This window comes from Cysteiniphilum sp. (genome assembly GCF_057495195.1).
Window position 1 is genome coordinate 68,409 of sequence record NZ_JBXTEF010000088.1, and the last position, 6,000, is coordinate 74,408.

Genomic DNA, 6,000 nt, shown 5'->3' on the forward strand with positions numbered 1-6,000 from the left:
TAACGTCATCGTAGGGGCGTATCGCACACGCCCCTTTACAATGTCTATATATCAAAAGATAAACTTCATCATTAAACCAGCATCCACCGTATTATTCTCTGGTTCATACCATCCTTTCCGCGTAGCACCATCAGCTGTTTCAGAAGTTTGAATTTTCCAATATTTAATATATGGCCCAATAAGCCATGCCCAACTTCCTTGATCACGACCCAAAAGCAAATAACCATTAGCACCCCAGCCCTCTCGCTGCTGATTGGTAACTCCGCCATCAATCCCAGAGTATTGTATCCCATGGATCAATCCATCAAACTCAAGACGTGATTGCATAATGAGTTTATTCTTATGCCATGAGATATCAGCACCTATTGGGATATAAAAATAATTTGAAATACGCAGATATCCCGCTGAGTTATTACTTGAATCATTATTCAGATAACGATAGCCCAAACCAATATAAGGGGTAAGCTTCAACCCTGATTTTTGCCATGAAAAAACATAACCCACCTTTGGTGAAATACCCAAGATATAGCTATTATCATTGTCCATCTGAAAGGGTTGACCATCAAGAAGACGCCCATCATATTTGCCATTGATAAAACCCAACTGTCCATCAACAATCAAGGTCACTTTATTGCGATCAATATACTGATAACTGCCATCCAAACCAAAACTTGGCCCTTTGATGCTCATGAGCCCCGGTTCACGATAGCTATAGTATCCAGCCATTGGTGAGATTGAAAACAAAGAGCAACCTGCTTTATCAATACCACACGTTGCATTTGCATTTATCGTTATTAATAAAATCGCTGAAAAACCCATTATCCTTTTTATCATCGGTATTCTCCCTAGTTAATGAACTTATACACTCATCACAAACCACTTTACAATCAAACACCGCAAAATGATTTACTATGGTTATAAACTGTAGTCTAAATGAGATTTTAACTTTTGCACACGAAAACATGCCCACAAATCCGCTAAGGCTTCATTAAAGTTATCATTAATGATGACATAGTCATATTCATTAGCATGTGACGCCTCGTTTTGTGCATCTTGCATGCGCCTTCCAATAACCTCTTGTGAATCCTGCCCTCGTTTGACTAAACGCTCGTGCAAAGCGTTCAAGTTTGGCGGCAATATAAAAATACTAACACAATTATTTTTAAAGATTTCTCTGGCTTGCCTTGCGCCTTGCCAATCAATCTCTAAGATTACATCTAAACCTTTCTGTGTTAGTGCATCAACAGATGCTTTGGATGTTCCATAATAATGATCAAACACCTTAGCATATTCGATAAAGTTATCTTGAGTGATCATTTTTTCAAATACTTCATGACTGACAAAGTGATAATGCTGCCCATTGACTTCTTGTGGTCGTGGCGTGCGTGTTGTATGTGACACACTAACCGCAACATCATTATTCTTCTCGATAAAAGCTTTTAAGAGCGATGTTTTACCAGCTCCTGAAGGGGCAGAAACAATATAAACCGTACCTAGCTTATTCATTATATTAATTGTCCAATAGTTCATTCACAGCGTTTGCACCAAGCATCAACTGCACATGTTCCATAAACTTTTTACCCAACAACTTATCGCGAGTTGCTAACTCAAAGTTGGCAATCAAGAACCCAAGCTTATCACCACAATCATAACGCGTGCCTTCAAAATTATGTGCAACAAGTCGCTGTCTCTCAATCAATTTTGCAATCGCATCGGTCAACTGAATCTCACCACTTGCGCCTTTAGGGATTGTTTCAAGATAATCAAAAATCTCTCCAGGCAATATATATCGACCAACGACGGCATTAGTTGACGGCGCTTTCTCAGGTGATGGCTTTTCAACAATCGCTTCAATACTCTGATCTGCTCGCGTTTTAACGATCCCATAAGATCCTGTATCTTTCTTTGGTACATTTTGTACCGCAATTACACCGCATTTTTGATAATAATATTGATTCATCATTTGTGATAAAGCACCTTTACCATCAACATTATCAATTAAGTCATCAGCTAATAAGACAGCAAAAGGTTCATTGCCAATTAAGGGTTTTGCACATAAAACCGCATGTCCCAATCCTAGTGCTTCTTTTTGTCTGACATAGGCACAGTTAACACCCGCGGGTAAAATATTGCGCACTGTTTCCAATAGTTCAAGCTTGCCTTTTTGCTCAAGGTTATATTCAAGCTCAAAGTTCTTATCGAAGTGATCTTCTATCGCGCGCTTATGCGTGCTCGTCACAAAGATAAGTTCTTTAATTCCTGCTTCAATCGCTTCTTCAACTGCATATTGAATCAAGGGTTTATCAACCACGGTTAACATTTCTTTTGGAGAGGCTTTAGTTGCTGGTAAGAAACGCGTACCTAATCCTGCAACTGGAAATACCGCTTTTGTAATCTTCATTTGTTTACTCCTATGGTTAACCACCAATGGCTTTAACTTTATCGTTAATCCATTGATAGCAATATTCATTTAGCTCATCAACACCCAAATCACTCGGTGATACAGCTTGCCCAAAAGATAGCGTCACAATGCCTGGCTTGATCAAACCTGCCTTATTTGGCCAAAACTTACCTGAGTTATGCGCCACAGGCACAACCATTGCGCCACTGGATTTGGCTAATGTAATTGCCGTTTTATGAAACTTTGGGTACTGACCAACAGGCACACGTGTCCCTTCTGGGAAAATCACGATACTTAAACCTGACTTTAAACGCTCTTTACCCATTTGTAATACTTTCTTAAAGGACTTTAGGCTTTGCTTGCGATCAATCGGAATACTATCAACAGCTTTTAAACCTTGCCCAAACACGGGAATCCTTAGAAGCTCTTCTTTTAACACAAAACATACATTATTTAACAAGCCATGGAATACAACGGTTTCCCATGAAGATTGGTGTTTACACACATAAACACAAGGCTCTTTTAAAAGATTCTCGCGACCTTCCGTTCTAACACGTAACCATAAGAAAATGACAAGCCCCCAACGTGTTAATATTGACCAGACTTTTGCGGGAATTAAACGCACTCCTATCGGCAACCTTAATACACCTAGAATCACTGTCAACGTTGCTAAAATGATGGTCAATATTGAAACATAAACCACAAAAACGATTTGTCTTAGCCACAATATCCCATACCATAAACCTTTTACTAGATTCATATCACAGCCTCCACAAACTGCTGTAAATTATCAAACACCATTACATCTTCTAGTTCACTTTGATGCTTTGCTAACGTTCTTAAGCCCTTACCAGTTTTAACCAAAATTGGTGTGCAATTCGCTTTTCTTGCCGCTTGGATATCTTTAAAACTATCACCGATAAAAAAAACCATAGGACTCAATGTAATATTAAGTTTCACACTGATCTCTTCAAGCATCCCTGTTTGCGGCTTGCGACAAATACAGTCCATATCCGGCGTATGTGGACAATAGGCAATATGCTTAATGGCATCTTTATCTTCAGCTAATAAGCTGTATAACTTGTCATGCATACTTGTCAGTGTCTTAAGGTCGAAAAGGCCTCGCCCAACACCTGATTGATTGGTTGCTATTGCCACAGGGATATTTTTTGCTTTAAGCTCAATAATCGCCTCAATACTTCCAAAAATAGGCTGCCACTCATCCTCTGATTTTATATAATCTTCCGAATCTTCATTAATCACACCATCTCGATCAAGAATAACAAGTTTTGGTGCTATCGCTTTTATTTGTTTTGTCATACAAAATATCAATTATTTAATAAGATACTGACGTTTATCTTTCACATCACGCCATTGATCTGCATCCTCAGGTGGATCACACTTCTCTGTGATATTATCCCACTCCTGTGACAACTCACGATTAAGCTCAACAAATTCTAACTGATCTTCTGGTAATTCATCCTCTGAATAAATCGCATTGACAGGACATTCTGGTTCACACAACGCGCAATCAATACACTCATCAGGGTTAATTACCAACATATTTTCACCCTCGTAAAAACAATCTACTGGACAAACCTCAACACAGTCACCAAGCTTACATTTAATACAACTTTCTGTTACCACAAATGGCATATACCCACACCTTTTTTAGCTTTTTAAAAACGTCAATATTTTAACACTTACCCAAGGTTTTAAAAGATTTAATTAACATTCAACTTTGCAACTTCTGCAAGACATATGCAAGCTCTTTTGAAATCACAAAATTATTACGTACCAGTAAATTAATCGTTTTCTCCTCAAATTGATCCAAAAACCAAAGCTTCGTGGCAAAGTCATAAACAGCATTTGCACGCAAATAAATACTATTTACACCCTTTTGAAACTCCCGCTCGAGCTTATGTTTTGGCGGCATTTTCACAACAATACTTTGTTTGTGCACATCATATGTTGCACAACAATCTGCTTTTAATAGCACTATTTGTGTTTGATAATCTCTCATTTGCGCTGGGCGTTGCTGCTGAGTCTCTTCAGTAACACGATGATTTGTTACTACTTGTGCTTTTTGCAATTGTTGTTGCAACATATAGTTTTGCTCTTTTAGCAATGTTTGCTCTTGCATCAACTGCTCAAATCTTGCTTTATAACCATAATAACTAACCTCAAGATGATCATTCTTTTGACGTAATTTTTTTATTTCATGCTCATATTTGTGTACTTTAGCTCTAATCTCTTGATCGATATAATCTTGCAACTTTTCCTTAAGGTTAATGGCAACCTCTTTATGCTCACGTAAGGCACAAGATAATAACACCTTATCAATTACAGAACCTAAACCTAGCACCGTTTTTTCAGGAGATTGTATGGTTTCTTCCTTAGCGGCTTTTTCCGCTTTGGTTACATCTTCTTTATATAAAAGCACTTTGTCTGCCACATCAAAAAAAGAATAATGCTTATCAAGCAACTTACGCACTTTAGCAATCGTGATTTCTTGACCATCACGTTTTAGCATGTAACAAGCTTCATTGACTTGATATTGACTTAGCATACATTAATTACCCTAGATCATTTCATCATGACGTTTTGTTAATATTTCAACACCATTTTCAGTTACTGCTAGCGTATGCTCCCATTGCGCTGATAAGCTTTTATCTTTAGTTACAGCCGTCCAGCCATCACGCAATACCGTCACTTGCTTTTTGCCGGCATTAATCATCGGCTCAATCGTAAATGTCATACCAGGCTTTAAAACAGTCTGTAAAGATTTATGCTCATGCGCCTGCTTTGAAACATAATGTAATACTTGAGGTTCCTCATGAAAACCTTGGCCAATTCCATGCCCACAAAACATTTCGACCACAGAGAAGCTGTGTGACTTAGCGTGCTTATCAATCGCCTGAGCTATGTCATGTAAGCGATTACCTGGTTTAACCTGCTCAATTCCTTTAACAAGACACTCATAAGTCACATCTGTTAAGCGCTGAGCAAGTATTGACGCTTTTTCGCGTCCACCAACAAAGAACATTTTACTGGTATCGCCATGAAAACCATCTTTAATGACCGTCACATCAATATTAACAATATCACCGGCTTTAAGCTTCTTTTCTGAGGGAATACCATGACATACAACATGATTAATTGATATACATACTGATTTTGGAAATCCTCGGTAATTCAAACAAGCTGGAATGGCTTGTTGCTTATCAACGATATAATCATGGCATATATTATCGAGCTCTGCCGTTGTCACGCCGGGCACAACATATGGCTCAATCATTTCCAGCACTTCAGCTGCTAGACGACCTGCTACACGCATTTTCTCAATTTGTTCAGGTGTTTTTAAAATTATATTAGTCATGAATTAAGTTACATTATCTTTAACGTAGTAAACGTCGTATTGTACATGTATTGGTTGTTGCATTTCAATCTAAAGCCAAAAACTAGCATTAATTTTATTGTCTTTAACGAAATGAATGTCTGAATAGTCCTATCCTAGAAACAAAAAAGGCACCGTTAGGTGCCTTTCTAAATAAAAAACCTGATGATGTTCTACTTTCACATGGCGAATGGTAAGACGG

The 6,000-nt window shown here is 38.1% G+C and carries 8 protein-coding genes; all 8 read right to left on the reverse strand.

What is annotated here, in order from left to right:
• Positions 1–51: 51 nt before the first annotated feature.
• Positions 52–834, reverse strand: coding sequence for a hypothetical protein (locus ACY10D_RS08310; protein ID WP_487000278.1), 783 nt, complete (start codon positions 832–834; stop codon positions 52–54).
• Positions 835–915: 81 nt separating this feature from the next.
• Positions 916–1,506: a guanylate kinase gene (gene gmk / locus ACY10D_RS08315; RefSeq protein WP_487000279.1), complete on the reverse strand. Its 591-nt coding sequence runs from the start codon at positions 1,504–1,506 to the stop codon at positions 916–918.
• Between the two features lie 4 nt (positions 1,507–1,510).
• Positions 1,511–2,401: a UTP--glucose-1-phosphate uridylyltransferase GalU gene (galU, locus tag ACY10D_RS08320; RefSeq protein WP_487000280.1), complete on the reverse strand. Its 891-nt coding sequence runs from the start codon at positions 2,399–2,401 to the stop codon at positions 1,511–1,513.
• A 16-nt stretch (positions 2,402–2,417) separates the two neighbouring features.
• A complete protein-coding gene (locus ACY10D_RS08325) occupies positions 2,418–3,161 on the reverse strand; it encodes a lysophospholipid acyltransferase family protein (protein WP_487000281.1) in 744 nt (247 codons plus the stop codon).
• On the reverse strand, positions 3,158–3,721 hold the full coding sequence (gmhB, locus tag ACY10D_RS08330; RefSeq protein WP_487000282.1) for a D-glycero-beta-D-manno-heptose 1,7-bisphosphate 7-phosphatase: 564 nt from the start codon (positions 3,719–3,721) through the stop codon (positions 3,158–3,160). Before gmhB ends, ACY10D_RS08325 begins: the two co-directional genes overlap by 4 nt.
• 12 nt (positions 3,722–3,733) lie before the next feature.
• Complete coding sequence (gene fdxA / locus ACY10D_RS08335; RefSeq protein WP_487000283.1) at positions 3,734–4,057, reverse strand: ferredoxin FdxA; 324 nt, start codon at positions 4,055–4,057, stop codon at positions 3,734–3,736.
• A 79-nt stretch (positions 4,058–4,136) separates the two neighbouring features.
• A complete protein-coding gene (locus ACY10D_RS08340) occupies positions 4,137–4,970 on the reverse strand; it encodes a hypothetical protein (protein WP_487000284.1) in 834 nt (277 codons plus the stop codon).
• Positions 4,971–4,982: 12 nt separating this feature from the next.
• The gene (gene map / locus ACY10D_RS08345) at positions 4,983–5,780 is read right to left on the reverse strand and encodes a type I methionyl aminopeptidase (protein ID WP_487000285.1); all 798 of its coding nucleotides are present in this window, start codon (positions 5,778–5,780) and stop codon (positions 4,983–4,985) included.
• Positions 5,781–6,000 lie beyond the last annotated feature (220 nt).

Bases quoted from the DNA above. Each gene is read 5' to 3' on its own strand.
- gmhB (WP_487000282.1), bottom strand. From the start codon at position 3,721: ATGACAAAACAAATAAAAGCGATAGCACCAAAACTTGTTATTCTTGAT.
- ACY10D_RS08310 (WP_487000278.1), bottom strand. From the start codon at position 834: ATGATAAAAAGGATAATGGGTTTTTCAGCGATTTTATTAATAACGATA.
- ACY10D_RS08340 (WP_487000284.1), bottom strand. From the start codon at position 4,970: ATGCTAAGTCAATATCAAGTCAATGAAGCTTGTTACATGCTAAAACGT.
- ACY10D_RS08325 (WP_487000281.1), bottom strand. From the start codon at position 3,161: ATGAATCTAGTAAAAGGTTTATGGTATGGGATATTGTGGCTAAGACAA.
- gmk (WP_487000279.1), bottom strand. From the start codon at position 1,506: ATGAATAAGCTAGGTACGGTTTATATTGTTTCTGCCCCTTCAGGAGCT.
- map (WP_487000285.1), bottom strand. From the start codon at position 5,780: ATGACTAATATAATTTTAAAAACACCTGAACAAATTGAGAAAATGCGT.
- galU (WP_487000280.1), bottom strand. From the start codon at position 2,401: ATGAAGATTACAAAAGCGGTATTTCCAGTTGCAGGATTAGGTACGCGT.
- fdxA (WP_487000283.1), bottom strand. From the start codon at position 4,057: ATGCCATTTGTGGTAACAGAAAGTTGTATTAAATGTAAGCTTGGTGAC.